The sequence below is a fragment of the Mycobacterium sp. E735 genome, assembly GCF_001666955.1.
Lineage (GTDB): Bacteria > Actinomycetota > Actinomycetes > Mycobacteriales > Mycobacteriaceae > Mycobacterium.
In genome coordinates this window covers 16,198-43,072 of record NZ_LZIX01000236.1, presented here as the reverse complement: position 1 = coordinate 43,072, position 26,875 = coordinate 16,198, and the positions used below count along the sequence as shown (strand labels likewise).

The following is a 26,875-nucleotide window of genomic DNA, read 5'->3' as shown; positions in this document are numbered from 1 at the left end:
GACGCTCCCTCGGCGCGGTCGTGCTTCCATTCGGCGATCAGCGCGTCACGATGGGACTGCAAGGCGGCGTCGAACGTGGCGGCGTCCAAATGGTCAAGAGTGATCCGCCAAGAGGCGAGCTCCTCATCGGAGGTCTTGGTGATCGATGGCCGGGGTCCGGGTCCAGGATCGCGCTCGGGTCGCGGTTCCAGGCTGATCGCGGTGCGCAACTGGTGCACCGTGGCCACCCGCGCCAACTCCGCATAGTGCGCATCGGAGCCCGCACCCGCGCGTGCCGCGATGACGCCGACCTGATCCAGCGACAGCCGGCCCTCCCGCATTCCTTGGGCGCAGCGGGGGAACTCCTCGACCCGGCGCGCGACGGTGGCGATCGTGTGCGCGGTGGTCGAGGACAACCCCAGCTTCCAGGCCACCAACGCCGGCACCGAGCGTGCGCCGGTCATGCCGCACAGCTCCTCGCGGTCGATCTCGGCGACCAAATCCACGATGCGCCCATCGATGGCGTTGCGCTGACCGGCCAACTCCGCCAGCTCCTCGAACAGCACCCCGAGACGGTCTTTGGGGCTCACCACCACGGAGTCGGACGATGCGGTCGAAGACATGAACCCATCATCGCAGCGCGGTACGACAAGTTTCGAAAACCCGATCCCCGCTCACAGCCGCAGCGTCCAACGGCCGTCGCGCAGGTGCATGACGGTACGACTGACGGTCGCAATGTCGATGCGCCAGAACGATTCCGGCGGTGCCGCCAGGGCGACCAGGATCGCCGCCCGGATGACCGCGGGATGCGTCACCGCCACGGTCGGCTGGTTCACCGACTTCAGCCATCCCGCCACCCGTTCGACCAGGGCGACGATCGACTCGCCACCGTGCGGCGCCCGGCCCGGGTCGGTCAGCCACGCCTCGAGGTCCCGCGGGTCGATTGTCTCCCGCGCTTGCCCGCGCCATGTCCCGCAATCGATGTCGGCCAACCGGGGCTCGACGCTGGCCGCCAGGCCCAGCAGCTCCGCGGTTTCACAGGCGCGCCGCTCGGGCGCGGCGAGGTGCGTCTTGGCTTTGAAGCCAACCTTTTTCACCTGCCCACGTCCGACGTCGCTGAGCGGTTCGTCGAGCGGAAATCGCGCGGACGCCATGGCGTCGGTCATCGCGTGTGACACCATCGTCAGCCGCAGGACACCGGTCACGCGTTGATGCTCGGCGCGCGCTCCTCGAGCAACCGCCCGGCGAGCGTCGCGAACACCACGCCGACGGTCACCCACAGCACCAACTGCGCGGACAACGAGAGCAGCCTGAAGTCGTAGAGGACGTCGGCGGGAAAGCCCGGATAGACGATCGTGCCCGACGCGTCGCGCAGCGGCCCGGGGGTCTCGTCTATGTCCGGCAACGACATCGCCAGCACCGCGACCGCCGCGACGTAGCCGCCCGCGGCGAGCAGCCGCCCGTTCCACGCGCCGAGGCGGGCGGTCAGGAACCGCGCCAGCCACACGGCCGCGATGGTCAGCACCACCGAGGCCACCACCATGACCAGGTACCAGCCGGTGCGCTCCCCGATCGTGTCCGCCTGGCCCACCGCCGGCGGGTTGGGCGGATACTTCACGAACGGCACCAGGTAGACCGCGACGAAGGCGGCCGCCGCCAAAAGCAGCGAAAGCGCGCGTGGCCCAACGCTTGTCACACGCGCGGCGATCACACAGAACAGCACGCTGAACAGCGCGCCCAGCGCGACGCCGAAGATGAGCAATCCGAAGCCCAGCCCGGCGTTGGACTGCACCCCGCGGCTGAACAACTCGGCGCCGTGCTCGTGCACACCATGAGCGTTCTCCGCGTCGGCCAGGCCGTCCTCGAAGGCGATCGCGCGGCCGATCACCGGCTCGGCGCACAGGCGGGCGAAGGCGAACGCCAGCACCGCGCCGATTGCACCGGCCAGCAAGCCGCGCCCGATCAGACGCTTCTCCACGCGATCAGTGGCAGGGGAAGCCGAGCAGGTGCCGCGCGTCGTGCACGAACTCGTGCACGTGCGAATCGCTGCCGAACAGCGACACCGCGCCCTGGTCCACGCCGACGAAGTACAGCGCCAACAGGGCCAGGAAGGCGGTTGCCGCCAACCAGGCCGCGGCGCCGGCGGCCGACAAATCAACCGATCGGGTCCGGGTCGTCTCAAGGTTCGGCACGATCGACTCTCCTTCCGGGGGATAACCGCGTCCCCTCTGGTGACGACGGGCCATGGGTCTGACTATCGACAGTGGCGCGACCGTTCTGGAATTTCACCAGATTCCGTTGCCCGTCAGGACGAGAGTCAGTCTAAACCGCCGCTCACTGCTGTGGAGGCGGGGAGCCATAACCCAGCTGGCTGGCCGTGTATTTCGCGGCCTCGGTCAGCGGTGTCGCCTGGACCGCCGTGCCGTAGGCGCAGATCTCGGTCCACACGTCGCCGATTTCGGTCGTATCGAACCGCATCGCCACGATCGCGTTGCCGCCGCGATTGCGCGCCTCGGTGATCAGCCGCCCCATCGCCTCGTTCCGGCTCTCGGCCAGGTTCTTGGTCATGCCGGCCAGCTCGCCGCCGAACATCGCCTTGAATCCCGCGCCCATCTGGGAGAAGGCGTTTCGCGAACGGACGGTCAGCCCGAACACTTCGCCGCAGACCCGCTGGATCTCCCAGCCGGGCAGGTCGTTGGTGGTGACGATCAGCACTGGCTTGCCTCCTGGTCACAGCGAAAACGGGCGGTCAGTCCCGTGAGACTAACCGCCCGTTTCCGGTAATCGCTAGGGCGTTTCCGGCGCCGCGTGCGCCCCGGCCTTCGCCAGGTCCGGCTCGGCCGGCGGCTTGCGGGTGCCGGTGAAGGTGAACACCGCGTCCTCGCCGGCGCTCTCGCCGTCCCAGTTGTCCACGTCGACCGTGACGATCTGTCCCGGTCCGACTTCCTCGAACAGGATCTTCTCGGACAGCTGGTCCTCGATCTCGCGCTGGATGGTGCGCCGCAACGGGCGGGCACCCAGCACCGGGTCGAAGCCCCGCTTGGCCAGCAAGGCCTTGGCCTTGTCGGTCAACTCCATCGCCATGTCCTTGGCCTTGAGCTGCTTGCTGACCCGCTCGATCATCAGGTCGACCATGCGGATGATCTCGTCCTTGGTCAGCTGGTGGAACACGATGATGTCGTCGATGCGGTTGAGGAACTCCGGGCGGAAGTGCTTCTTCAGCTCGTCGTTGACCTTCTGCTTCATCCGCTCGTAGTTGTTCTCACCGCCACCCTGGGTGAAGCCCAGGCCGACCGGCTTGCTGATGTCGGACGTACCGAGGTTCGAGGTGAAGATCAGCACGGTGTTCTTGAAGTCGACCGTGCGGCCCTGACCGTCGGTGAGCCGGCCGTCCTCGAGGACCTGCAACAGGCTGTTGTAGATCTCCTGGTGCGCCTTCTCAATCTCGTCGAACAGCACCACCGAGAACGGCTTGCGCCGCACCTTCTCGGTGAGCTGGCCGCCCTCTTCGTAGCCGACGTATCCCGGCGGGGCACCGAAGAGCCGCGACGCGGTGAACCGGTCGTGGAACTCGCCCATGTCGATCTGGATGAGCGCGTCGTCGTCGCCGAACAGGAAGTTGGCCAGCGCCTTGGACAGCTCGGTCTTACCGACACCGGACGGGCCGGCGAAGATGAACGAACCCGACGGGCGCTTGGGGTCCTTCAACCCGGCGCGCGTGCGGCGGATGGCCTTCGAGACGGCCTTCACGGCGTCTTCCTGGCCGATGATCCGCTTGTGCAGCTCGTCCTCCATGCGCAGCAGGCGGGTGGTCTCGGCCTCGGTGAGCTTGAACACCGGGATGCCGGTCCAGTTGCCCAACACCTCCGCGATCTGCTCGTCGTCGACCTCGGCGACCACGTCGAGATCGCCTGAGCGCCACTGCTTTTCGCGCTCGGCCCGCTGGGCGACCAACTGCTTCTCCCGGTCGCGCAGGCTGGCGGCCTTCTCGAAGTCCTGGGCGTCGATCGCCGATTCCTTCTCGCGGCGGGCGTCGGCGATCTTCTCGTCGAACTCGCGCAGGTCTGGCGGCGCGGTCATCCGGCGGATCCGCATCCGGGCGCCCGCCTCGTCGATCAGGTCGATCGCCTTGTCCGGCAGGAACCGGTCGTTGATGTAGCGGTCGGCCAGGGTGGCGGCGGCCACCAGCGCGGAGTCGGTGATCGAGACCCGGTGGTGCGCCTCGTAGCGGTCGCGCAGGCCCTTGAGGATCTCGATGGTGTGCTCCACCGTCGGCTCCCCCACCTGCACGGGCTGGAAGCGGCGCTCCAGGGCGGCGTCCTTCTCGATGTACTTGCGGTACTCGTCGAGAGTCGTTGCACCGATCGTCTGCAGCTCACCGCGGGCCAGCTTGGGCTTCAGGATGCTGGCCGCATCGATCGCACCCTCGGCCGCGCCCGCGCCAACGAGCGTGTGCAGCTCGTCGATGAACAGGATGATGTCGCCGCGGGTGTTGATCTCCTTGAGCACCTTCTTCAGCCGCTCCTCGAAGTCACCGCGGTAGCGCGAGCCGGCCACCAACGAACCGAGGTCCAGGGTGTAGAGCTGCTTGTCCTTCAGCGTCTCGGGAACCTGGCCGTGCACGATGGCCTGCGCGAGGCCCTCGACGACGGCGGTCTTGCCGACGCCGGGCTCGCCGATCAGCACCGGGTTGTTCTTGGTGCGCCGGCTCAGGACCTGCATGACGCGCTCGATTTCCTTCTCGCGGCCGATGACCGGGTCGAGCTTGCCCTCCATCGCGGCGGCCGTCAGGTTGCGCCCGAACTGGTCGAGCACCAACGAGGTGGACGGGCTGCCCGACTCGCCGCCACGGCCGCCGGTGCCGGCCTCCGCGGCCTCCTTGCCCTGGTAGCCACTGAGCAGCTGGATGACCTGCTGGCGCACCCGCGTCAGCTCGGCGCCCAGCTTGACCAACACCTGGGCGGCGACGCCCTCACCCTCGCGGATGAGTCCGAGGAGGATGTGCTCGGTACCGATGTAGTTGTGGCCGAGCTGCAGCGCCTCCCGCAGGCTCAGCTCGAGAACCTTCTTGGCGCGCGGGGTGAACGGGATGTGCCCCGACGGCGCCTGCTGGCCCTGGCCGATGATCTCCTCGACCTGGCTGCGAACGCCTTCCAGCGAGATCCCGAGCGACTCCAGCGACTTCGCCGCGACGCCCTCGCCCTCGTGAATCAGACCCAACAGGATGTGCTCGGTGCCGATGTAGTTGTGGTTGAGCATCCGGGCCTCTTCTTGCGCCAGGACGACGACCCTGCGGGCACGGTCGGTAAATCGTTCAAACATCGGTGGTTACCTGCTCTCCCTCACCATCGGTACTTGGCCTCTGTGTGGCCCACCCGGTCCCCGTCGGGGCCGGAATCTCATACCTGCCATCCACTGTAATGGTCGGCCTGCCAGGGGGCATAACCTTGCGGTTCCTTGCTGTTCAAGACCCGCCGGGCCCGTATCGGGCGAACTCCCCTGTCATTACAGCGCCGTAACCGAACCAACGTGGCCGGGTGCCAATTCGTTTCCCGCACTCTCGGACGATTCTTTCGCCGCCAGCGAAATGACAAACCGGCGCCCGGGCCGCTGCGGTCCGGGGCGCCGGTTAAGAGGTTTGTCAGGTTGCCGCGTGAAACGCGTCGATGACGTCGGCCGGGATGCGGCCGCGCGTCGAGACGTTGTGGCCGTTGCGGCGGGCCCACTCACGGATCGCCGCGCTCTGCTCGCGGTCGATCGCGCCGCGGCCGCGACCCGAGCTGGACCGCCCACGCCGTCGACCGCCGACCCGGCGTCCGGCTTCCACCCACTGCTTCAGGTCGTTGCGGAGTTTTGCCGCATTCTTGGACGAAAGGTCAATCTCATAGGTCACCCCGTCAAGGCCGAATTCGACCGTTTCGTCGGCTGCGCCGGCACCGTCGAAATCATCGACCAAGGTGACGGTCACTTTTTTCGCCATTAGCTTATCCTCGCATTTCGTCCTGAGCAGTTGCTGAGCAGTTTGGGTGAGCCTCCCCGGGTCACCAATCTGCCATAACAAGGCAGCATACTCAATCCGGCCGCAAGGCGCACAGTTGCGTTTTTCATGTGGAGTGCGGCCGAACAATCGGGAACAAAACTGTCTCGCGAATTGACAGCCCAGTCAAAGTCATCAACAACCGATCGATACCCATTCCCGTTCCCGTGCACGGCGGCATCGCATACTCGAGGGCGGCAAGAAAGTCTTCGTCTAGCACCATGGCCTCGTCGTCGCCCGCCGCGGCCGCGCGGGCTTGGGCGGCGAATCTTTCCCGCTGAATGACGGGGTCGTTCAGCTCGGAATACCCGGTGGCCAATTCGACCCCGCGCACGTAGAGGTCCCACTTCTCGGTCACACCGGGGATGCTGCGGTGCTGACGCGTCAAAGGCGTTGTCTCCACGGGGAAGTCCCGCACGAAGGTGGGCGCCGTCAGCGTGTTTCCGACCGAGTGCTCCCAGAGTTCCTCGACGAGCTTGCCGTGCCCGTAGCCCCGGTCTCGGGGAATCTCGACCCCCAGCCGATCCGCGATGGCCCACAACCGCTCCGCCGGGGTCTCGGGGGTGATCTCCTCGCCGAGCGCCGCGGACAGCGACGGGTACATTTGAATCGACGCCCATTCGCCGTCTATGTCGTAGACACTCCCGTCGGGCAGCGGCAGTTGTCGGGTTCCGATCGCCTCATCAGCGACCTCTTGAATAAGCTCGCGCGTGACGACTGCCGAATCGTCATAGGTTCCGTAGGCCTGGTAGGTCTCGAGCATCGAGAATTCGGGAGAATGCGTCGAATCCGCGCCCTCGTTTCGGAACACTCGATTTACTTCGAAGACCTTGTCGAAACCACCGACGATGCAGCGCTTGAGGAACAGTTCCGGTGCGATCCGCAGGTACAGATCGATGTCCAGAGCATTGGAATGCGTCACGAACGGCCGCGCCGCCGCGCCGCCCGCCAGCGTCTGCAACATAGGCGTCTCGACTTCGAGAAACCCGCGCCGTTCGAGCGAGTTGCGGATCGCGCGGACCACGGCGATTCGCTGCCGCGCCACCGTGCGGGCCTGGGGGCGGACGATCAGGTCGACGTAGCGCTGCCGCACCCGCGCCTCTTCGCTCATCTCCTTATGGGCCACCGGCAGCGGCCGCAACGACTTGGCCGCCATCTGCCAGGAATCGGCGAGCACGGACAATTCGCCGCGCCGTGAGCTGATCACATTGCCGTGCACGTAGACGATGTCGCCGAGGTCGACGTCGGCCTTCCACGCGTCCAGGGATTCGGAGCCCACCTTGTCGAGGCTGAGCATCACCTGGAGCGTGGTGCCGTCACCCTCCTGGAGCGTCGCGAAGCACAATTTCCCCGAGTTGCGCGCGAAGATCACCCGGCCCGCGATGCCGACGACGTCGTCGGTAGCGGTATCGACCGGCAGGTCGGGATGGTCGGCGCGCACCTGCGCCAGGGTGTGGGTGCGTTCGATGGCGACCGGATAGGGCTCCCGGCCCTCCGCCAACAAGCGAGCGCGCTTGTCCCGGCGGATGCGGAACTGCTCGGGCAGGTCTGCTGCTGCATCCTCGCTGGCGTCACTCACGACGTGCCAGCTTAAATGACCTCGCGGGGCGGCTCTTACCGGCGGCCCGCCGAGATTGCCGTCACGGTCGTTGTTCCGGTCGCGACCACGACCACTGGGGCAATCTCGTCGCCGGGGATACTCAGCGCGCGGTCTTCAGCCGGCCCCGCTGGGCGTCCCGGTTGCGTTCGAAGACCAGCCGCAGCCCGTGCAGGGTCAGATGCTGGTCGTAATGGCTGGGCGTCTGCAGTTCGGGCAGCAGCAGCGGAGCCGTGTGCCCCGTCGCCACCACCGCGACGTCGTCACCGGCGAAGCCCTCGACGTCCTCGCGAATCCGTCCGACCAGGCCGTCGACCAGCCCGGCGAAGCCGAATACCGCTCCGGCCTGCATGCATTCGACGGTGTTCTTGCCCACCACCGAACGGGGACGGGACAGCTCCACCCGGCGCAGCGCGGCGGAGCGGGCCGCCGCCGCATCCGAGGAGACCTGCACGCCGGGCGCGATCGCGCCGCCGAGGAATTCGCCCTTGGCCGACACGACGTCCACACAGATCGAGGAGCCGAAGTCGATGACGATCGCGGCGCTTTGAAACCGGTGAAAGGCCGCCAGGCAGTTGACGATTCGGTCGGCACCCACTTCTTTCGGGTTGTCGACCAAGAGCGGGATGCCGGTGCGCACGCCGGGCTCGATCAGCACGTGCGGCACCGACGGCCAGTACTGGTCCAGCATGATCCGAACCTCGTGCAGCACCGACGGCACGGTGGACAGGGCGGCGGCGCCGGTGAGTCGCTCGGAGTCGTCGCCGATCAGGCCGTCGATGGTCAGGGCCAGCTCGTCCGCGGTGACCTCGGACTCGGTGCGGATCCGCCACTGCTGCACGACCTTTGCGTGCTCTTTGGATCCGGAGATCAGCCCCACGACGGTGTGGGTGTTACGGACGTCGATCGCCAGCAGCACGGCTACCGCACAGTGATTCGGGGGTCGAGAAGCTCGGCCGCATCCGCGGGAACGAACGCCGGATCGTGTCCCAGGTCGATGGGCCTGTTGTCCGCGTCGACGAACACGATTCGCGGCTGGTAGGAGCGCGCCTCCGCGTCTTCCATCGTCCCGTACGCGATCAGGATCACCAGATCACCCGGGTGCACGAGATGGGCGGCGGCGCCGTTGATCCCGATCACTCCACTGCCGCGCTCGCCGGTGATCGCATAGGTGACCAGGCGGGCGCCGTTGTCGATGTCCACGATGGTCACCTGCTCGCCCTCCAGCAGATCAGCGGCGTCCATCAGATCGGCGTCGATGGTCACCGAGCCGACGTAGTGCAAATCGGCCTGCGTCACGGTGGCGCGGTGAATCTTCGACTTGAGCATGGTCCGTAACATCAATTCCTCCAAGATGATTCACGGGGGTCCCGATATCCGTCCGGCCCAACGGGTGCCGGCGAAGTTTCGATCTCGATCGCGATGTTGTCCAGCAGCCGGGTGCTGCCCAGCCGGACGGCCACGAGCAGCCGCCCGGATCGGTTGGCCCGCAACGGGCCCAGCTCCGGATCACGCAACTCGAGGTAGTCGACCGTGAGCTCGGGCACCGCCTCGAGCACCGCGCGTGCCGCGTCCAGCGCGGCCTGCGGTCCGGCGTCCGCGGCATGGGCCCCCGCGGTCAATGCCGCCGACACCGCCACGGCCGCCTCGCGTTGCACCGGATCGAGGTAGCGGTTACGTGACGACATGGCCAGCCCGTCGGCCTCGCGGATGGTCGGCACGCCCACCACGGCGACGTCGATGTTCAGGTCGGTGACCATCTGCCGGATGAGCACCAGCTGCTGATAGTCCTTCTCGCCGAAGAACACTCGATCGGGGCGCACGATCTGCAGCAGCTTGCACACGACTGTCAGTACGCCGGCGAAGTGGGTCGGTCGCTGGCCACCTTCGAGGTCGGCGGCCAGCGGACCGGGCTGCACGGTGGTGCGCAGGCCGTCGGGGTACATCTCAGCGGCCGTTGGCGCGAACACGATTTCGACGCCTTCGCCCCGCAGGAGCGCCACGTCGTCGTCGAGGGTCCGGGGGTAGGCGTCCAGGTCTTCCCCGGCGCCGAACTGGAGCGGGTTGACGAAGATCGACACCGCGACCACCGAGCCGGGCACCCGCTTGGCGGCGCGCACCAAAGCGAGGTGGCCGTCGTGCAGGGCGCCCATGGTGGGCACCAGCATCACCCGGCGGCCGGTGTGGCGCAGCGCGCGGGAGACGTCGGTGACGTCGCGCGGGCGCGAGTAAACGTTGAGTTCGCCGGCCTTGAAGGCGGGCGGTTTGCCCGCTCTCATCCCGCCAGCACCTCGAGGACGTCGGCGGGAGCGTGGGCGCGCCGGGCGGTCCGCAGGGCGTTCACCCGGTACGCCTGCGCGAGTTCCGGGTCGGCCTGGTTCAACGCGGCCAGGTGCCCGGCGACCGCGGCCGCGTCACCGCGTGCGACCGGGCCGGTGAGCGCGGCCTGCCCGCGTTGCAGGGTGTTCTCCAGCGCCGCCCGCGCCAGCGGCCCGACGATGCGTTCGGCGATGCCGCCCGGCTGGTCGTCGACGGACTGTTGCCCGAGCAGTTCGCTGCCACGCAGCGCGGCCCGCAGCGCCTCGAGCGCGTCGGCGAGGACCGTCACCAGGTGGTTGCTCGCGTGCGCCAGCGCGGCGTGGTAGAGCACCCGCGCTTCCTCAGGCACGGAGAACGGCTCGCCGCCCATCTCGAGGACGAGCGACTGCCCGATCGCGTACCCCACCTCGTCGGCGGCGGTGATGCCGAAGCAGGTGTCCGCCAGCCGGTTGATGTCCTCATCGGAGCCGGTGAACGTCATCGCCGGGTGAATCGCCAGCGGGATGCAACCGTCCTGGGCCAGCGGCGCGAGAATGCCGACCCCGTTGGCGCCGGAGGTGTGGGCGACGATCGTGCCCGGCCGCACCGACGACGTCGCGGCCAAGCCGGACACCAGGCCGGCCAGCTCGCTGTCGGGAACGGCCAGCAACAGCAGCTCGGCGCCGGCCGCCACGTCCGGCGGCGACGCCACCGGGGTGTCGGGCAGTCGACGCTGCGCCCGCTGGCGCGACGCGTGGGAGATGGCGCTGCAGGCGACCACGACATGGTCGGCGCGCTCCAGCGCGACACCGAGCGCGGTGCCCACCCGGCCGGCCGAGATGACTCCCACCTTGAGCCTGGCCGGGCGCAAACCGTCGAACTGCACCATCGCAGACGACCTCACAGATTTCTTTCGTTCGTTCCGGTCCCACCTCGTGGGTACCGTTCGGTCACTAAAACTCTAGTCGATCAGCGGGCCCCGACCAATGAAAGCCCCGTGTGAGGAAGCTCCCAGCTCAGCCGTCGCGGCGCCGCCGCCGGCCGCCCTCGGACGGCTGGACCTGCAGCCGCGCCAGCAACTCCGCAACCGACTGACCGCCGGTCGGGGGGCCTTCGCCCGGCCCGTCCGGGGCCTGCGCCAGCGGGTCCGCGCCGCCATGGCGGGGGGCGTGCTCCGGCGGTGGCGGCGGGGCGAGCCGCGGCGGTGGTGGTGGCTCCCCGTCGGTGTGGGGTGACGGTGAATGCGGCGGCGCTGGAGGCGGGGGCGTGGCCGCCGCGGGAATGGGGCCGGACGCGAACGCGGGCTCGCTCGGGGGCGCGAAGCCGGGGGCGCCGTAGTCGCGGTACTCGGCCGAGTGGCGCGACCGCGCCCGGCGACCCGGCTCGCCGAACGGCGGCGGCGCCGGCTCGTCGCGGGGGGCGGCCCATGCCTGGTCCGGCTCGGAGTGGCGGGCGCGTCGCCGCCGGCCCGACGTCTCCTCGCCCGGCGGGGCGGACTCATCGGCACCGGCCCAGTTGCTTCCCGGCGCGCCGGGCGGCAACCACAGCCCCGACGCACCCACCGGCTGCCAGCCTTGCACCTGCGGCTCCGGCTGCGGCGCCGGCGGCTGCTGACGCGGTTCGAAGCGCGGCTCGGGCTCGGGCGGTGCGGCGCTGTACGACGGCTGCGGTGGGGCCGGCGGTGGCGGCTCCTGCGGCGGTTCGTACTGGTAGGGGACCCGGTCGCGGCGGGGCGGCGGCGGGCTCTGGGGCTGCCGGGGCGGCAACAGCGGTTCCTCGGGCACGTCGATGATCGCCGTCTCGTCGGCGCGGCCCGCCGGGTTGTCCTGGGGGACCGAGCTGACCCGATCGCTGGCGACCCAGTCGTAGGGCGCGTCACGCGGGGTCTCGCCGTTGCGGTCCCACTCGCTGTACGCGCGTTCGGGGGCCGCCTCCGCTTCGGGCGTCTCGAGGGCCGGCCGCTGGGCGAGGTCGGTGTCGAACAGGATCTCCAGGCTGGTGCGCAGCGCGCTCAATTCCGCGCGCAGCTCGGCCAGGTCGTCGGCGGCTTGTGCGCGCAGCTCGGATGCCAGCTCGCGACGCAGCTGGGACTCGACGGTCAGCTCGTACTCGCGCCGGGCGGAGATCTCCCGATCCAGCTGCAAGTCGTACACCAGCTTCAGGTCGCGGACGCGGGATTGATCCGCATCGCTCTGACGGCGGTACAGCACCGAGACGAACGCGCCGGCGACTGCGGCCCACAGGGCCAGGATTACAGCGAGCTTGAGGAGTTCCACCCGATTGGTGAAAACCAAAGCGGAACTGGCCCCCATCGCAAGGACCAGCAACGCGGTCAAGAGCACCCACCCCGGCCTGCGGCCGCCGCGCCGAACCCGGGCGCCGCGGGACAGAACGGTCATGGCCTGACTGTACCTGCGCGAGGTCAATCCGCGTGTCGCCCTACTCCGGCGATTCTCACGCTGTTGTTACCCGGGTCACAGGGGGGCTAGTTTTCGGCACCCTCGCCGTGCTCGGTCTGGTCCGGTGGCGACTTGCAGCAATGCTGCAGCCACAGCGCGGCGAGGAGCAGCGCCAGCGCGCTGACGGCGGCGACCACGGCGCCGGTGGTGTCCTCGGCGGCCGCCCGCAACCAGGATCGTCGCGGCAGGAAATACACCAGGATCCCGGCCCACCAGCCCAACATCAGCGCGCCCACCCAGGCCGACGCCTTGGCGACCATCAGGCTGCGGGCCACCGCCAGCGGGTGCAGCCAGCCGGGGCCGACCCCGATTTCGCCGTCGTTGATTTTGGTCCGCACGTAGCGCGCCCACAGGGCTTCGCCGACGGCGACGGCCAGCAACGACAGACCGGTCCACACCGTGATCGGCGGAAACAATCGGTAGAGGCCGTTGACCAGCAAATAACCAACCACCGCCGCGGCTACCACCGCGGCCGTCAGGTCACGTTTCCTGGTCGGCCCCATCAGCCTTCCGGACTCCGGTCTGCCGGGTCCGTGCCCGGCCGGTGCAGCTTGAGGTCGGTCAACCGGACGCTTTCCCGGTCCGCGGGGTCCAGCTGGGCCAGCAGGCCCGAGACGGGCTGAGCGTCCCCGGCGACGGTCAGCTGGGCATCGGGGTCGATGGCGAGCCAGGGGATCATCACGAAGGCACGCAGGTGGGCCAATGGGTGCGGCAACGTCAGATTGTTCTCGCGGGAGATCACCTCCGCCTCGCCGTAGCAAGCGATCAGGTCGACGTCGAGGGTGCGCGGGCCCCAGCGCTCGCCGCGCACCCGGCCGGCAGCCCGCTCGAACTCCTGCGCCCGGCGCAACCAGCACTGGCCGTCGCAGGCCGGGTCGTTGGCGATCAGCACCGCATTGAGAAACGGCGCCTGGTCGACGCGGCCCCACGGGTCGGTCTCGTAGACCGGGGAGACCGCGAGCACCGTCTCGCCCAGCCCGTCGACGACGGACTGCAACCGGGCCAGGCGGTCGCCCAGGTTGGAGCCGATGGAGAGGACCACCCAAGTCATAGGCGCCGCTCCGCCGGGATCACCGAACCGCGGCCGCCGCGCCGAGACCGGCGCACCACCACCGCGACGTCGGCGAACTGCTGCGTGATCGGAGCCTGCGGCTTGTGCACCACCACCTCGACGGCATGCACGCGGTCGTCCTGCATCACCCGATCGGCGATCTCACCCCCGACCGCTTCGATCAGGTTGCGCGGCGGCCCGGCCACGATGTCGGCCGCCAGCTGGGCCAGCCGGCCGTAGTCGTAGGTGTCGGCCAGCTCGTCGCTGGCGGCGGCGTCCGCGAGGTCGATCCACACGGTCATATCGATGACGAAATCCTGCCCGTCGGCGCGCTCGTGCTCGAAAACCCCGTGTCGCCCACGAATCGTCAACCCCCGCAATTCGATTCGATCAGCCATCGTCTCCAGCCAGCTCGGTCTGCTGCGATTCGGTCTGCGCCCAGGCCCCGACCACCTTGAGGGCATCGGCCGTGGCCCGCACGTCGTGCACACGAACACCCCACGCCCCGTACAGCGCTGCCAACGCGGAGATCACCGCTGTCGCTGTCTCGCGGCCGGCGGGCGGTCGCGGCGAGCCATCCGGCCCGGCTAACAACGTACCGAGGAACCTTTTACGGGATGCACCCAGCAGCACGGGGATTCCGGTGGCCACCAACTGCGGCAACGCGCGAAGCAGCGCCCAATTGTGTTGAGCCGTCTTGGCGAACCCGAGTCCCGGGTCGATCACCAGCTTGGCGGGGTCTACACCGGCCGCCACCGCGTCGTCGACGCTGGCGAGCAGCTCGGCGCGCACTTCGGCAACCACGTCGTCGTAGTGCGGAGCCGCATGCGGGCGCTCGGCGGACACCGAACGCCAGTGCATCAGCACCCAGGGCACGCCGGCCTCGGCCAGCAGCGGAGCCATCGCGGGATCGGCACGCCCGCCCGACACGTCGTTGACGATCCGCGCGCCGTTCTGCAGCGCCGCGCGCGCGACATCAGCGTGCATGGTGTCTATGCTTACCGTTATTCCCTCTGCCACAAGCTCTTTGACGACGGGAATCACGCGAGAGGTCTCGATCTGGGAGTCGATCCGCGTGGCGCCGGGCCGAGTTGACTCGCCTCCGACGTCGACGATGTCGGCGCCCTCGGCGGCCAACGCCACCCCATGCGCCACGGCGTTGCCGGTGTCGAGATAGCGGCCGCCATCGGAGAACGAGTCGTCAGTGACGTTCAGGACTCCCATCACCCGCACAGGCGCCGGCTCACTTACGCAAAATGAGGTCGAGCGCTTCGGCTCGAGAAGCGGCGTTGGATTTGAACTGCCCGCGCACCGCCGAGGTGGTGGTAACGGCGCCGGGCTTGCGAACGCCGCGCATGGCCATGCACAGGTGCTCGGCCTCGATCACGACGATCACCCCGCGCGGATTGAGCTTCGTCATCAGGGCGTCGGCGATCTGGCTGGTCAGCCGTTCCTGCACCTGCGGGCGCTTCGCGTAAAGGTCGACCAGCCGCGCGATTTTGGACAGCCCGGTGACGCGCCCGTCGGCCCCTGGGATGTACCCGACATGGGCGACACCGTGGAACGACACAAGATGGTGTTCGCAGGTGGAGTACAGCGGGATCTCCTTGACCAGCACCAGTTCGTCGTGCTCCTCGTCGAACATGGTGTTCAGCACGCTGTCGGGGTCGGTGTAGAGCCCGGCGAACATCTCTTGGTAGGCACGGGCGACGCGGGCCGGCGTCTCACGCAGGCCGTGCCGGTCCGGGTCCTCGCCGATGGCGTACAACAACTCTCGGACTGCGGCCTCGGCGCGCTCCTGGTCGAACACCCGAGTTGAGGGGGTGGCGGTGTCCGGGCCCAAACCGGTTACTGCCATCGAATCCTCCGTTCGTCAGCCGTGAGCCGGCGGATTGGACCGGCTCACGTCGTCGTCCTGCTGGTCGGGAGACCTTGCGCCGTCCGGGTCGGGCAGACTCGGCGGCGGGTAGGGCGGATACGGCGGGTAGGGGGGCTGCGCCTGCCCTTGCTGACCGGGGTGGGTCTGCTGGCCCGGGTGCCCGTGCTGGCCGGGATAACCCGGGTAGTGCCCCGCCGGCTGCGGCCAGTACGGCTGTTGCGGGGCCTGCGGCGGCGGATACCAGTAATTCGGCTGCTGGTCCTGCGGCGGCCATCCCGGTGCGTGCCAGCCCGCCGGCGCACCGTAGTCGGGCTGGGTGGGTGCATGCGGCGCGCCCGGACGGTGGCCGGATGCCTGAGAACCATTGCCGCCGTTGTTGTTTCGGTCCGCATCCGCCCCCGCGGCCGCGGCGGCCTGGCTGGCGCGCGCGATGGCCGCCTTGAACGCCGGCTCGGGGACCGGCGGCGGCCACGGCTCGCCGCGCTCCATCGCCAGCTCGCCGGGCGTCTTGATCGGCGGTTTGTCCGACGGGATGCGGCCGCCGAAATCGTCGAACATGGTGAGCCGGGGCCGCTTTTCGACGTCGGCGAAGATGCCCTCCAGCTCGGCCCGGTGCAGCGTCTCCTTTTCCAGGAGCTCGCCGGCCAGTGTGTCGAGCACGTCGCGGTATTCGGTGAGGATCTCCCACGCCTCGGTGTGAGCCGCCTCGATCAGCTTGCGGATCTCGTCGTCGATGTCGCGGGCGACCTCGTGAGAGTAGTCGGCCTGCGTTCCCATGGTGCGGCCCAGGAAGGGGTCACCGTGTTCGGTGCCGTACTTGACCGCGCCCAGCTTGGAACTCATCCCGAATTCGGTGACCATCGCGCGGGCCACCTTGGTGGCCTGCTCGATGTCGGACACCGCGCCCGTCGTCGGCTCCCGGAACACCAGTTCCTCGGCGGCGCGTCCGCCCATCGCGAACACCAGTTGCGCGATCATCTCCGAGCGGGTCCGCAGACCCTTGTCTTCCTCGGGCACCGCGACCGCGTGGCCGCCGGTCCGGCCGCGCGCCAGGATGGTCACCTTGTAGATCGGCTCGATGTCCGGCATCGCCCAGGCGGCCAGGGTGTGCCCGCCCTCGTGGTAGGCGGTGATCTTCTTTTCCTGCTCGCTGATGATGCGGCCCTTGCGGCGCGGGCCGCCGATCACCCGGTCCACCGCCTCTTCGAGCGCGGCGCTGGTGATGACGGTGCCGTTCTCCCGGGCGGTCAGCAGCGCCGCCTCGTTGATGACGTTGGCCAGGTCGGCGCCGGTCATGCCGACGGTGCGTTTGGCCAGCCCGGCGAGGTCGGCGTCGGGGCCGATCGGCTTGCCCTTGGAGTGCACCTCGAGCACCGCTTTGCGGCCCGCCAGATCCGGGTTGGACACCGGGATCTGCCGGTCGAAGCGGCCGGGCCGCAGCAGCGCGGGGTCCAGGATGTCGGGCCGGTTGGTGGCCGCGATGAGGATGACGCCGGCGCGTGGGTCGAAACCGTCCATCTCGACCAGCAGCTGGTTCAGCGTCTGCTCGCGTTCGTCGTGGCCGCCGCCCAGGCCGGCACCGCGCTGTCGGCCCACCGCGTCGATCTCGTCGACGAAGATGATGCACGGGTTGTTCTGCTTGGCCTGTTCGAACAGGTCGCGCACCCGCGATGCGCCGACGCCGACGAACATCTCGACGAAGTCGGAGCCGGAGATGGTGAAGAACGGGACTCCGGCCTCGCCGGCCACCGCGCGTGCCAGCAGCGTCTTACCGGTTCCCGGCGGGCCGTAGAGCAACACGCCCTTGGGGATCTTGGCGCCCAGCGCCTGATAGCGGCCGGGGTTCTGCAGGAAGTCCTTGATTTCGTACAGCTCTTCGACCGCCTCGTCGACGCCAGCGACGTCGGCGAACGTGGTCTTGGGCATGTCCTTGTTGAGCAGCTTCGCCCGTGATTTGCCGAACCCGAAGCCCATTCGGGCACCGCCCTGCATGCGGGAGAACATCACGAACAGGCCCACCAGCAACAGCAGCGGCAACACGTAGACGAGCAGCTCGCCCAGGATGCTGCCCTGGTTGACGACCGTGCTGACCTTCGCGTTCTTCGCGCTCAGCGCGTTGAACAGGTCGACGGCGTACCCGCTCGGGTATTTGGTGATGACCTTGTCGGAATTGTCGGTGTCGTTGTTGCCCTTTTTCAGGGTCAGCCGCAGCTGCTGCTCGCGGTCGTCGATCTGCGCGCTCTTGACGTTGTCGCCGTTGATCTGCGCCACCGCCACCGACGTGTCGACGGGCTTATAGCCGCGGGTGTCGTCGCTGAAATAGAAGAACGACCAACCGAGGAGCACCACGACGGCAATCGCCGTGATGGTGCGGATAACGTTTTTCCGGTTCATCAATCATCGGCCTTGCTGGCCAGGTCCTTCCCCGATATACACGCAGCTGGAAAAGTCCAGGTTACCGCTAGTGGCGATCGCGAGTCCCGGCAGAGCCGGGGCGCTGCGGGTCGCCACCATCTGCACAGTGGCGATCGCGAGTCCCGGCAGAGCCGGGGGGCTGCGGGTCGCCACCATCTGCACAGTGGCGATCGCGAGTCCCGGCAGAGCCGGGGCGCTGCGGGTCGCCACCATTCTCTGGATACAACGACGACGGGTTCCCGACCAGCCGGGCGGTGGCGCGCGGGTTCCCGACCGGCCGGGCGAACGGCGGGCGTTTCGTCATTCGTAATAGCGAGCCTCGATCACGTTGCCGTCCGGATCGGCGAAGTAGTAAGCCTGCGGCGCCCAGCCCTGGGCGCCGAAGTTGGGGCCCAACCGCGCGCTGGTGTCCACGCCCTCCGCTCGCAGACGCTGGTCCAACGCGTCGTATTCGGACTTCGATAGCGCAAGGCACACGTGATTCACCGGGTGGCCGGCGCTGCCGTCCGTCCGCGTCAGCGCCTCGGTGCCAGCGATACTGGCGATCGGCGACAGGTCGATGATGGCGTCCTCACACACCCGAACACTCGGGAACGGAGCGTCACCGGCCTCGAACTCGGCAAACCGGACCGGCGCCAACCCGACCACCCTCGTATAGAAATCCATCGACGCGCGCGGATCTCTCGTCCAGAGGACGACGTGGTCGAGCCGCTTCATGCGGGGTCCACCTGCTTCCACTGAAATGCGAGTGCCTCATGGCGATATCTACCAGGCGACCAAAGTGATTGGAACGGTATTCGCAATCAGCGCGAATACTTCTCAGCCCCGGAGGGGGTGTGCTTTGGTGACATGGTGCTCAAATCAACCGAACGGTTAGTAGAGACCAACGGTGTACGGCTGCGGGTGGTCGAGGCGGGAGAGCGCGGCGCGCCCGTGGTGATCTTGGCTCATGGCTTTCCCGAATTGGCCTATTCGTGGCGCCACCAGATACCGGTTCTGGCCGAGGCCGGCTATCACGTTCTGGCGCCCGATCAGCGTGGCTACGGCGGCTCCTCTTGCCCCGAGGCGATCGAGGCCTACGACATCCACCACCTGACGGCCGACCTGGTCGGCCTGCTCGACGACGTCGGCGCCGAGCGTGCCGTCTGGGTCGGACACGACTGGGGCGCCGCCGTCGTGTGGAATGCGCCGCTGCTGCACCCGGATCGGGTTGCGGCCGTCGCCGGGCTCAGCGTCCCGGCCGTTCCCCGCTCGCATGTGGCGCCGACGAGGGCGTGGCGCAAGATGCTCGGCGACAAATTCTTTTACATCCTGTACTTCCAGGAGCCGGGCGTCGCCGACGCGGAACTCAACGGTGACCCCGCGCGCACGCTACGCAGGATGCTGGGCGGCCTGCGGACATCGGGTGACCCGCTCGCCGCGGCGCGCATGGTGGCGCCCGGTGACGAGGGGTTCATCGATCGCCTTCCCGAACCCGACCGGCTGCCGGACTGGCTCAGCCAGGACGAGCTCGACCACTACATCAGCGAGTTCTCCCGCACCGGATTCACCGGTGGCCTGAACTGGTATCGCAACTTCGACCGCAACTGGGAGACCACCCCAGAGCTAGCCGACGCCAAAATTACTGTCCCTGCACTCTTTATCGGCGGCACCGCCGACCCGGTGCTGACGTTCACCCGCGCCGACCGCGCATCGCAATTGATCACCGGCTCCTACCAACAGGTGATGCTCGAAGACGCGGGGCACTGGCTGCAGCAGGAACGGCCGGAAGAGGTCAACGCGGCCCTATTGGATTTCCTCAACGGATTGGAGCTGCGATGAGTGCCCCCCTGCGGTTCGGTGTCTTCATCACACCGTTTCACCCGATCGGCCAATCGCCAACGGTGGCTCTGGAATACGACATGGAGCGAGTCGTCGCGCTGGATCGGCTCGGCTTTGACGAGGCATGGTTCGGCGAACACCACTCCGGCGGCTACGAACTGATCGCCTGCCCGGAGGTGTTCATCGCGGCCGCTGCGGAGCGGACGAAGCACATCCGGCTGGGCACCGGAGTGGTCTCGCTGCCCTACCACCACCCGCTCATGGTGGCCGATCGATGGGTGCTGCTCGACCACCTCACCCGCGGCCGGGTGATGTTCGGCACCGGCCCCGGCGCGCTGCCGTCGGACGCCTACATGATGGGCATCGACCCGGTCGATCAACGGCACATGATGCAGGAGTCGCTCGAGGCGATCCTCGCGTTGTTCCGGGCCGGCCCCTCGGAGCGGATCGACCGCCACACCGACTGGTTCACATTGCGCGAGGCGCAACTGCACATCCGGCCTTACACCTGGCCCTACCCCGAGATATCGACCGCGGCAATGATTTCGCCGTCCGGACCGCGGCTGGCGGGTGCGTTGGGCACGTCGTTGCTGTCGCTGTCGATGTCGGTGCCGGGCGGCTTCGCCGCCCTGGAAACCACCTGGGACGTGGTGCGCGAACAGGCCGCCAAAGTCGGCCGGGACGAGCCGGACCGGGCCGACTGGCGTGTTCTGAGCATCATGCACATCGCGGACAGCCGGGAAAAGGCGATCGACGACTGCACCTACGGCCTGCAGGATTTCGCCAACTACTTCGGCGCGGCCGGGTTCGTACCGTTGGCCAACTCCGTCGAAGGCGCCCAGTCACCCCACGAGTTCGTCGAGGACTACGCCGCCAAGGGCAATTGCTGTATCGGCACGCCCGACGATGCCATCGCCCACATCGAGGACCTGCTCGAGCGCTCCGGTGGCTTCGGCACGTTGCTGATGCTGGGGCACGACTGGGCCTCCCCCGAGGCGACGTATCACTGCTATGACCTGATGGCGCGCAAGGTGATTCCTCATTTCAAAGGGCAGCTCGAAGCGGCGCGGTCATCGCACGACTGGGCCAAGGGCAATCGCGATCAGCTGATCGGCCGAGCCGGTGAGGCAGTGGTGAAGGCCATCTCCGAGCACGTCGACGAACAGAAGGGCGTGAAAAGCTGATGCGCGCTGCGGTATTGCGAAACGGCCGAATGGTCTACCGGGACGATGTGCCGGATCCCGTGCCGGAGGCAGGGCAGGTGCTCGTCGGCGTGCGGGCATGCGGGATCTGCGGCTCCGACCTGCATTTCGCCGCGCACGGCGCGCAGGTGCTCGAGATGACCGATCGGGTGGCCGGCGGCCGGAGCGGCATGCACGTCGACCTCGACCACGACATCTTCATGGGACACGAGTTCAGCGCCGAGGTGCTCGAGGCAGGCCCCGATACCGAAACCCTCCCGCCCGGAACGCTGGTAACCTCGCTCCCGGTGTTGCTGTCGGCCAAGGGTGCCGAGCCAATCGTCTACAGCAACAGCACAATCGGCGGCTATGCCGAACGCATGCTGCTGTCCGCGCCGCTGCTGCTGGCCGTCCCCAACGGCTTGGACTTCAGGCAGGCGGCCCTGACCGAACCCTTGGCGGTGGGCTTGCACGCCGTCAACAAGTCCAACATCTCCTCCGGAGAGACGGCCCTGGTCATCGGCTGCGGTCCGATCGGCATAGCGATCATCGCGGCTCTGCGTGCCCGCGGGGTGGAAAACATTGTGGCATCAGATTTTTCGCCGAAGAGGCAGGAGCTGGCCACCGCCATGGGCGCCCATCAAACGCTGGACGCTTCGCAGGGTTCGCCGTTCGACGTCGCCAAACCAGCCGTGGTGTTCGAAGCGGTCGGCGTGCCCGGGATCATCGACGACGTGCTGCTCCGGGCCCGGCCCGGCACCCGCCTGGTGGTCGCGGGCGTTTGCATGCAGCCCGACACCTTGCATCCGTTCTTCGCGATCGCCAAAGAGATCAACGTCCAGTTCGTGCTCGCTTACACCCCGGAGGAATTCACCGACTCGCTGCGTGCACTGGCCGAGGGCGACATCGACGCCAGCCCGCTGATCACCGGGGAGGTCGGGCTGGACGGGGTCGGCGCGGCCTTCGACGACCTCGCCGACCCCGAGCGCCACTGCAAGGTTCTCGTCACCCCTTAGGCCCCTGGTGTCGACCCGCCGCGCCCCTAGGCCCAACTGGACCCGACAGCGCTGTCGGTGCCCGCCATGTTGCTGCCGGCGGTTTGCACGTTCTGCCCGTGCGCGTTGGCCTGCTCGTAGATCACCTGGAAGTTGCGGCCCAGCTGAATGATGAACTCCTGGCACGCCGCGGACCCCGCGCCGCCCCAAAAGTCGCCGGAAGCAAGAACATCGCGAACGATGGCCTGGTGCTCGGCCTCCAGTGACGCGGCCTGCGCGCGGATGGTGGCGCCGTGGGCGTCGACATCGCCGAATTGATAGTTGATTGTCATCGTTACTCGTCTCCTGTTTGTCGGTGGGCTAGGTGCCCAGGATCTGCTGCGAGGCCTGCTCTTGCTGCTCGTAGTTGTTCGCGTCGCGGATGAGCCCGTCGCGCACACCGTGAAGCATGTTGACGATGTTGCGGAAGGCCTGGTTGACCTGACCCATGGTGTCGTACGAGGTCGCCTGCGCCTGGCCGCTCCAGCCCGAGCCGGCGATGTTCATCGACGACGCCCACATCTTGCGGGCCTCGTCCTCAACGGTCTGGGCGTGCACCTCGAAGCGGCCCGCCATCGCACGCATCTCGTGCGGATCCGTCATGAATCGTGCTGTCATTACATTTCTCCTTCGAAAGTATTTGTCAATTCTGAAGTTTGGTCGCTAAATCCTCGAAGTTCCCTCTCTCCCTTCCGTCATCCGACCAGCTGGGGCAGTACAGTGGCGCGAGTCGGTGCCGCAGCGCCGAATCCGCGCATCTCCATGCCGCCAACCTGACCCGCCGGGATACCGCGCGGAGCCAGCATCGGTGCGCCGGCACTGCCCAACGGGGTGGCGGTCGGGCCGGCGACCTCGGGAGTCGCGGCTTGCCAACTCGGCGGCACCGACAAACCTCCAACAGGAGCCGCCTGGCCCATGGCCGCGGATGGCATCAACCGCGCGGGCGCCAGCATCTGCGGCGCGCGCATGGACGGCGCGGCCGGCACCAGGTGCTGCATTCCGGGCATCCCGACCCGCGAGACAACACCGGGTCCGAGCATGGCCGTCGCAAGGCCTGCGTTCGACGCCGTCGTCGCGCCCAATCCCGATGCGGCCGTACCGGCGCCCTGTCCTCCGAATGGCGTGCCGAGCAAGCCGGTGAAACTGCTGACGGCCGAAGGGAAGCTGCTCACCAATGACGACGCGGACGAATTGAGCGTGGACGGCAGGCCCATCGCCAGTCCCTGGGTGGCGCCCTGCATGCTGGCCTCACCCGCCGCCACGGCGCTGGCCGCCGCCCCTCCGGGGTTGGTGGTCGGCGGGGCGACCGCCATCGGTGCCAGCATCGCCGCCGCGGCCGACGAGCCGGCGTAGGCGTACATGGCCGCGGCGTCTTGGGCCCACATCTCGGCGTACTGCGCCTCGGTGGCCGCGATCGCCGCGGCGTTTATCCCCAGGAAGTTGGTCGCGACCAACATCATCAGCAGCGAGCGGTTAGCGGCGATCAACGGTGGCGGCACGGTAGCCGCGAACGCCGTCTCGTGCGCGGTCGCGGCGGCCGTCGCCTGCATGCCGGCCTGCTCGGCCTGCGCGGCGGTCGCGTGCATCCAAGCCACGTAGGGCGCCGCCGCGGCCGCCATGGCCGCCGACGACGGGCCCTGCCAGCCGGCGTCGGTCAGGTTCAGGATCACCGACCCGTAGCTCGTCGCGGCCATCCGCAGCTCCGCGGCCAACCCCTCCCATGCCATCGCCGCCGCCAGCATCGAACCTGGTCCCGGGCCCGCGTACATCAGGCCCGAGTTGATCTCCGGGGGCATCGCACCGAAATCCATTACTGCTTTCCTCTCTTACGGTCGTTTTCGCTATGCCAGCGCCGGCAAGGGCTTTGGGCCGGCGGCGGCTTTGATTGCGGCGTGCGCGTGCACGACGTGTTCGCCGGGCGTGCCGCCGGGCAGCTGCATGGGCAGCACCTTCTCGGCGGGTATGGCGGCAGCAAGGGACACCCGGTGGACCGGTGCCGTCGGCGCCAGCTCGGCGGGTGAGACGTGCTGGGGCGCCATATCCGCGCGGGTGACATGCTGGGGCGCCAGCTCGGCGGGTGAGACGTGCTGGGGCGCCACGTCGGCGCGGGCGACATGCTGGGAGGGCGCCGCGTGCGCGGGCGCGACGTGCTCGACATGCTGGGCGGGCGCCATGTGTGCGGGAGGCGCAAGGTGCTGGGCGGGAGCGGCGGCGGGTATGGCGGGCACATGCCATCGCAGCACGGCGGCTATAACGGCTATGGAGCGGCCAATTACGGCCGCCACCAGGCTCCGTACAGCCGCGGTCACTAATGTGCCCGCCATACCCGCCGCCGCTCCAGCCCGAGGCCGTGGACGCCGGGGGCGCGCCTGCGGTCGCCGGCCGGGCGGGCACCGTGGGGGTCACGCGGTTGGGCACGGCGGGCGCCACGCGACTGGGCATGGCAGGCGACGTGTGAGCGGGTCCGCCCGGAGCCAGATGGACGGGCATGGCGGGTGCGACGCGGCCGCCCGCGGCTTGTGTCGCATTGGCGGCTTCGGTTCCGGCATACGAATCGGCGCTGATTCCCAGGGCGCTGACGAACTGCTCGTGGATCATGCTGGCCTCGGCGTTGATCGCCTGATACTGCTGGCCGTAAGCGGCGAAGGTGGCCGCGGTCATCGCCGAGACTTCGTCGGCGGCCGCCGGGACCACGCCCGTGATCGCAAACGCGGCCATCGAGTTGGCCGCGGTTAGCTCGGAGCCGATTGCCTGCAGCTGGCCCGCCGCGGCTAACAGCAGCTGGGGCTGCGTGGTCAGGAACGACATCTGGTCTTCTCCTCTGCAATGCCGGAATCCGGCTCGTGTTGTCGTGCTTGCGGACACTATGTCATAAATTCGGAATTGTTGTCTAGCTCTCTGCCATGCTTTCATTTTTTCAGTCACGAACTCGCAGGTGGAGACACTTTGCCCGGGTTTCGGCACCGGGTTACTCTGGGTGGATGCCACGAACGAATGCCGCAGGTTGGGGGCTGAAGCGCCTGCTTGAAGCGACGCTGAACCGCGACATCACCATCGAGCAGTTGCGCGACGCCTGTGGCGTCACGAAAGGGCGCTGGTACGGGGCCGGCGGGCGCGCCAACGCGGACGACTTTCCCGATGCCGAAGAGGCCAGGCGCGCCGCGCACGCGTTCGGGCTCAGCGCTACCTGGCTACAGATAGAACTGGGCCTGATCACGCCCGAGGATGTGCACGCGGTCCTGGGCGACGGTCAGTCGCCGGATCCGTTCCGTGTGACGACCCGACAGCGCGTGCTGATGCCGAACCCGACGGCGGAGTCCTCGCGCGACTGAGCTCGCCGCAGTCATCTGTTTTTCGGCCCCTCTGGCCGCCACGACACCGCTCACGACCGCCGTCATGGAAAATGCGGCGGCCAATCTCGTCGTTGCGCACCCCGACGGTTTGGTCTGCGACTCGGCCCGTAACGTCGCGAACCCGAAACCGGATGCCGTGCTCGCTTGCCGGCTTACTCTGCCGGCATGGATCGCATCTGGCAGTGGGCGTGGGACCGGTTCGGGGCGAGGTATTGGTGGGCGCTTTTGATAGCGGTTTTCATCTCGACTCTGCCGGTCTTCCTGCTTTGGTCGTGGATCGTCGTCGCATTCGAGAAGTCCAGTCACTACGTGGAAGCATCTGTCGTCGCAACCGTCGTAACGCTGGTGATGAGCTTCGTAAGTCTTGTTCCCGGCATTGGACGGTTGCGACTGGCGCAACAGTGGGCGGCCGGCCGTGAGGTTGATCGGGCGAAGGCCCTGGCCGGTACCTATGACTGGGTTCGAATGGCCGATATCCGAGCGTTTTGGTTGATAGCGACGTCGGTCGTGGTGCTCTTGACGGTTGTCGGTTTGATTGCCGGAGCTAGCGGGACGCGGCTGATTCAGTACGGGATCGTCGGTGCCGCCGCAGGATTGGCTACCGCGCTGATCGGTGTGCACAATTTCGGGGAGGGAGCGGCGCGACCAGTCAGGGCAGCCCTTGCCGAAAATACCGGCATCGGCGACGACTTCCCGCGCGCTCGTCCGACCTTCGCCACCTGGCTGGGCCTCTCGATAGCGGGCTCCATTTTCACCTTCTCCGCAATGGCCGCGATGGTGGCGGTAGCGCTGGATCGGGGCAGAGGAGTCCCGGTGCTCTCCCTTGTGACCGCCGGCGCCTTGACACTTGTCGTCGGGGTACCGATCACCGTCGTTGCGATGCTCTCGCCGTCATTTCGGCCCATTCGCGACCTCACCGATGCAACGGTGCGGGTGGGGGCCGGCGACTACGGACAACGCCTGCCGGTGGTCCAGGATGATGACCTCGGCGCGCTGGTGGCGTCGTTCAATCGCATGCAAGCGGGTTTGGCTGAGCGACAACGACTTCAGGCAGCATTCGGCACCTACGTCGACCCCGCCCTGGCGGCCAGACTGCTCGAACAGGGTGACGATGTTTTCACCGGCGAGCGCCGTGAGGTGACGGTGATGTTCGTCGACGTGCGCGACTTCACGCCGTACGCCGAGGCAAACACCGCCGAGGACACCGTTGCCCGCCTAAACGCGCTTTTCGAAATCGTGGTGCCTGCGGTCGTCGACGCCGGTGGGCATGTCAACAAATTCCTCGGCGACGGCGCTATGGCGGTGTTCGGAGCCCCCAACGACCTCACGGATCACGCGGACGCCGCGGTGAGCACCGCGGTGCGAATTCAACGCCGCGTCACAGAACTATTCGAAACGGACCTTCGGATCGGCATCGGCATCAACACCGGTACGGTGATCGCCGGAACCATCGGCGCCGCGGGAAAGCTGGAGTTCACCCTCATCGGCGACACGGTCAACGTCGCAGCGCGCGTCGAGCAGCTCACCAAGACCACCGGCGACGCAATCCTTCTCACCGGCCAGACCGTTGCCTCCCTGGCCACTCGACCGGCAACGCTCGCCGACCGCGGATTTCACGCGCTGAAAGGAAAATCCGCTGCACTGCACATCTATTGCCTCGACCCGCGGCGGGAGGCGATCTCAGGCTGACGCTCGGGAGGGGTGACCCATTTGGCGGAATCTTATCTTTCACATTCGCGGCCGCCATTCGATCGAAACCACTCGACGAACC

Annotated in this window: 29 protein-coding genes and 1 pseudogene; 5 read left to right on the top strand and 25 right to left on the bottom strand. The window is 68.0% G+C overall.

Annotation, left to right across the window (positions count from 1 at the left end; translation table 11 throughout):
* The 20 genes from A5704_RS19270 to A5704_RS19170 all read right to left on the bottom strand — a co-directional run.
* The coding region (locus A5704_RS19270; protein WP_156737709.1) for a DUF222 domain-containing protein at positions 1–602 on the bottom strand (602 nt) is incomplete at its 3' end.
* 51 nt (positions 603–653) lie between these two features.
* Positions 654–1,184: a histidine phosphatase family protein gene (locus A5704_RS19265; protein WP_067758489.1), complete on the bottom strand. Its 531-nt coding sequence runs from the start codon at positions 1,182–1,184 to the stop codon at positions 654–656.
* Positions 1,181–1,957 (bottom strand): CbtA family protein, encoded by a 777-nt coding sequence (locus A5704_RS19260; protein ID WP_067890517.1) that lies wholly within the window; start codon positions 1,955–1,957, stop codon positions 1,181–1,183. Before A5704_RS19260 ends, A5704_RS19265 begins: the two co-directional genes overlap by 4 nt.
* A gap of 4 nt (positions 1,958–1,961) precedes the next feature.
* Entirely contained in the window at positions 1,962–2,171 is a 210-nt protein-coding gene (locus A5704_RS19255; protein WP_067781653.1) for a CbtB-domain containing protein, read from the bottom strand.
* Between the two features lie 142 nt (positions 2,172–2,313).
* Positions 2,314–2,694 (bottom strand): YbjQ family protein, encoded by a 381-nt coding sequence (locus A5704_RS19250; RefSeq protein ID WP_067758483.1) that lies wholly within the window; start codon positions 2,692–2,694, stop codon positions 2,314–2,316.
* A gap of 72 nt (positions 2,695–2,766) precedes the next feature.
* Entirely contained in the window at positions 2,767–5,301 is a 2,535-nt protein-coding gene (gene clpC1 / locus A5704_RS19245; RefSeq protein WP_067754212.1) for an ATP-dependent protease ATP-binding subunit ClpC, read from the bottom strand.
* A gap of 319 nt (positions 5,302–5,620) precedes the next feature.
* Complete coding sequence (gene lsr2 / locus A5704_RS19240) at positions 5,621–5,959, bottom strand: histone-like nucleoid-structuring protein Lsr2 (RefSeq protein WP_067754209.1); 339 nt, start codon at positions 5,957–5,959, stop codon at positions 5,621–5,623.
* Between the two features lie 124 nt (positions 5,960–6,083).
* Positions 6,084–7,595, bottom strand: coding sequence for a lysine--tRNA ligase (lysS, locus tag A5704_RS19235; RefSeq protein WP_067781656.1), 1,512 nt, complete (start codon positions 7,593–7,595; stop codon positions 6,084–6,086).
* A gap of 121 nt (positions 7,596–7,716) precedes the next feature.
* Positions 7,717–8,532 (bottom strand): type III pantothenate kinase, encoded by an 816-nt coding sequence (locus tag A5704_RS19230; RefSeq protein WP_067781658.1) that lies wholly within the window; start codon positions 8,530–8,532, stop codon positions 7,717–7,719.
* A gap of 2 nt (positions 8,533–8,534) precedes the next feature.
* Positions 8,535–8,954 carry an aspartate 1-decarboxylase gene (panD, locus tag A5704_RS19225; protein WP_067758696.1) on the bottom strand — a complete coding sequence of 140 codons (420 nt, stop codon included), beginning with the start codon at positions 8,952–8,954 and terminating at the stop codon, positions 8,535–8,537.
* A complete protein-coding gene (gene panC / locus A5704_RS19220; protein WP_067758699.1) occupies positions 8,954–9,892 on the bottom strand; it encodes a pantoate--beta-alanine ligase in 939 nt (312 codons plus the stop codon). The genes panD and panC overlap by 1 nt, the downstream gene beginning before the upstream one ends.
* Positions 9,889–10,800 (bottom strand): Rossmann-like and DUF2520 domain-containing protein, encoded by a 912-nt coding sequence (locus A5704_RS19215; RefSeq protein WP_067758702.1) that lies wholly within the window; start codon positions 10,798–10,800, stop codon positions 9,889–9,891. Before A5704_RS19215 ends, panC begins: the two co-directional genes overlap by 4 nt.
* A gap of 127 nt (positions 10,801–10,927) precedes the next feature.
* Positions 10,928–12,310: a DUF6779 domain-containing protein gene (locus A5704_RS19210; protein WP_067781661.1), complete on the bottom strand. Its 1,383-nt coding sequence runs from the start codon at positions 12,308–12,310 to the stop codon at positions 10,928–10,930.
* 86 nt (positions 12,311–12,396) lie between these two features.
* A complete protein-coding gene (locus A5704_RS19205; protein ID WP_067890514.1) occupies positions 12,397–12,873 on the bottom strand; it encodes a DUF3180 domain-containing protein in 477 nt (158 codons plus the stop codon).
* A complete protein-coding gene (gene folK / locus A5704_RS19200; RefSeq protein WP_067758711.1) occupies positions 12,873–13,421 on the bottom strand; it encodes a 2-amino-4-hydroxy-6-hydroxymethyldihydropteridine diphosphokinase in 549 nt (182 codons plus the stop codon). The genes A5704_RS19205 and folK overlap by 1 nt, the downstream gene beginning before the upstream one ends.
* Entirely contained in the window at positions 13,418–13,819 is a 402-nt protein-coding gene (gene folB, locus A5704_RS19195) for a dihydroneopterin aldolase (protein ID WP_067758713.1), read from the bottom strand. Before folB ends, folK begins: the two co-directional genes overlap by 4 nt.
* Positions 13,812–14,645 (bottom strand): dihydropteroate synthase, encoded by an 834-nt coding sequence (folP, locus tag A5704_RS19190; protein WP_067758818.1) that lies wholly within the window; start codon positions 14,643–14,645, stop codon positions 13,812–13,814. Before folP ends, folB begins: the two co-directional genes overlap by 8 nt.
* A 19-nt stretch (positions 14,646–14,664) precedes the next feature.
* Positions 14,665–15,279: a GTP cyclohydrolase I FolE gene (gene folE, locus A5704_RS19185; RefSeq protein WP_067758715.1), complete on the bottom strand. Its 615-nt coding sequence runs from the start codon at positions 15,277–15,279 to the stop codon at positions 14,665–14,667.
* A gap of 15 nt (positions 15,280–15,294) precedes the next feature.
* The gene (ftsH, locus tag A5704_RS19180) at positions 15,295–17,694 is read right to left on the bottom strand and encodes an ATP-dependent zinc metalloprotease FtsH (protein WP_067781667.1); all 2,400 of its coding nucleotides are present in this window, start codon (positions 17,692–17,694) and stop codon (positions 15,295–15,297) included.
* Between the two features lie 321 nt (positions 17,695–18,015).
* Positions 18,016–18,432, bottom strand: coding sequence for a VOC family protein (locus A5704_RS19170; RefSeq protein ID WP_067781670.1), 417 nt, complete (start codon positions 18,430–18,432; stop codon positions 18,016–18,018).
* A 132-nt stretch (positions 18,433–18,564) separates the two neighbouring features.
* Between A5704_RS19170 and A5704_RS19165 the strand changes: the two genes are divergently transcribed.
* Genes A5704_RS19165 through A5704_RS19155 form a run of 3 tightly spaced genes read left to right on the top strand, consistent with a single transcriptional unit; the run spans position 18,565 to position 21,733 of the window.
* The gene (locus A5704_RS19165; protein ID WP_067758732.1) at positions 18,565–19,536 is read left to right on the top strand and encodes an alpha/beta fold hydrolase; all 972 of its coding nucleotides are present in this window, start codon (positions 18,565–18,567) and stop codon (positions 19,534–19,536) included.
* Complete coding sequence (locus A5704_RS19160) at positions 19,533–20,720, top strand: LLM class flavin-dependent oxidoreductase (RefSeq protein ID WP_067758737.1); 1,188 nt, start codon at positions 19,533–19,535, stop codon at positions 20,718–20,720. Before A5704_RS19165 ends, A5704_RS19160 begins: the two co-directional genes overlap by 4 nt.
* Positions 20,720–21,733, top strand: coding sequence for a zinc-binding dehydrogenase (locus A5704_RS19155; RefSeq protein ID WP_067758740.1), 1,014 nt, complete (start codon positions 20,720–20,722; stop codon positions 21,731–21,733). Before A5704_RS19160 ends, A5704_RS19155 begins: the two co-directional genes overlap by 1 nt.
* Before the next feature lie 26 nt (positions 21,734–21,759).
* On the opposite strand, the gene A5704_RS19150 is transcribed toward A5704_RS19155, so the two are convergent.
* The 5 genes and pseudogenes from A5704_RS19150 to A5704_RS27870 form a co-directional block, all read right to left on the bottom strand.
* Positions 21,760–22,044 (bottom strand): WXG100 family type VII secretion target, encoded by a 285-nt coding sequence (locus A5704_RS19150; RefSeq protein ID WP_067758743.1) that lies wholly within the window; start codon positions 22,042–22,044, stop codon positions 21,760–21,762.
* 28 nt (positions 22,045–22,072) lie between these two features.
* Positions 22,073–22,369 (bottom strand): WXG100 family type VII secretion target, encoded by a 297-nt coding sequence (locus tag A5704_RS19145; protein ID WP_067890511.1) that lies wholly within the window; start codon positions 22,367–22,369, stop codon positions 22,073–22,075.
* A gap of 77 nt (positions 22,370–22,446) precedes the next feature.
* A complete protein-coding gene (locus tag A5704_RS19140) occupies positions 22,447–23,562 on the bottom strand; it encodes a PPE family protein (protein WP_067781675.1) in 1,116 nt (371 codons plus the stop codon).
* 30 nt (positions 23,563–23,592) lie between these two features.
* Positions 23,593–23,979, bottom strand: coding sequence for a hypothetical protein (locus tag A5704_RS19135; RefSeq protein WP_197508509.1), 387 nt, complete (start codon positions 23,977–23,979; stop codon positions 23,593–23,595).
* A gap of 286 nt (positions 23,980–24,265) precedes the next feature.
* Positions 24,266–24,559, bottom strand: a pseudogene (locus A5704_RS27870) (PE family protein); the annotation flags it as partial.
* Positions 24,560–24,732: 173 nt separating this feature from the next.
* On the opposite strand from A5704_RS27870, the gene A5704_RS19125 reads away from it, so the two are divergent.
* A complete protein-coding gene (locus tag A5704_RS19125) occupies positions 24,733–25,083 on the top strand; it encodes a hypothetical protein (protein ID WP_067781684.1) in 351 nt (116 codons plus the stop codon).
* A 186-nt stretch (positions 25,084–25,269) separates the two neighbouring features.
* Complete coding sequence (locus A5704_RS19120) at positions 25,270–26,793, top strand: adenylate/guanylate cyclase domain-containing protein (RefSeq protein ID WP_067781687.1); 1,524 nt, start codon at positions 25,270–25,272, stop codon at positions 26,791–26,793.
* Positions 26,794–26,875 lie beyond the last annotated feature (82 nt).